Annotated in this window: 1 protein-coding gene; it reads left to right on the top strand. The window is 70.6% G+C overall.

Annotated elements, in window-relative coordinates; translation table 11 throughout:
• Positions 1 to 844 (top strand): HNH endonuclease (locus tag FCN22_RS21495; protein ID WP_137123603.1); only part of this gene is annotated, 844 nt, incomplete at its 5' end.
• Between the last annotated feature and the right edge of the window lie 41 nt (positions 845 to 885).

Below are 885 nucleotides of genomic sequence, written 5' to 3'. Positions count from 1 at the left end.
CGACCGGGTGTTGCGGGCGTTGGAGCAGATCGAGCCGTTCCTCACGTTCGAGGAGTATGTGGCGGATCAGGCGATCATCCTGCCGGTCGCGATGACCGGCACCGACCGGGAACTGCGGCAGGTGTTGCGCCACCTGGTGGAGTGCGCGCGCCCGGGCCAGGACAGTGACGACTTCGAGAGGGCGCAGCGGCGGGGCCGGGGGATGTATGAGCGGGCGGTCGCGGGGGACTTGACCGAGTTCGTGGTGCGGTTGGACCCGGAGGGTGCGGCCTTCGTGCGGGCCGCGGTGGATCCGTTGGCCAAGCCGGCGCCGGACGGTGACGGGCCCGACCTGCGGTCGCCGCAGCAGCGGCGGGCGGATGCGTTCTTGATGATCCTGCAACGGGGCATGTCCTCACCGGGCCAGGCGGGCACGACCAGCAACGCGAAGGTGGTCATCACCGTGTCCTGGGAGCAGCTCATCGGCGACCTGCGCGGTCTGGGGCGGACCATGACCGGCGACCAGGTGACTGCGGCGACGGTGCGGCGGCTGGCGTGTGAGGCCGACCTGATCCCGGTCCTGCTGGGCACCGACAGCGAGGTGTTGGACATGGGCCACCGGGCCAGGCTGGCCACGCCGGCGCAGCGGCGGGCGCTCTGGCTGGAGCAGCAGGGGTGTACGTACCAGGGCTGCTCGATGCCGGCACAGTGGTGCGCTGCCCATCACGGCATCTGGTGGAGCCGGGGCGGGCCGACCGACCACGACAATCTCTACCTGCTCTGTCCCCGGCACCATACGAGAGTGCACGACCTCGACCTGAAGCCTCATCGCCACGACGACGGCACCTTCGCCTGGCAACCCTGAACTCCCAGCCCCACCCCGCCCCAACTCGGGCGGGGACACAG

This window comes from Segeticoccus rhizosphaerae, from assembly GCF_005222685.1.
In the GTDB taxonomy this organism is placed as follows: domain Bacteria; phylum Actinomycetota; class Actinomycetes; order Actinomycetales; family Dermatophilaceae; genus Segeticoccus; species Segeticoccus rhizosphaerae.
The sequence above is the reverse complement of the archived record's forward strand: the minus strand, read 5'-3'. Positions and strand labels throughout refer to the sequence as shown.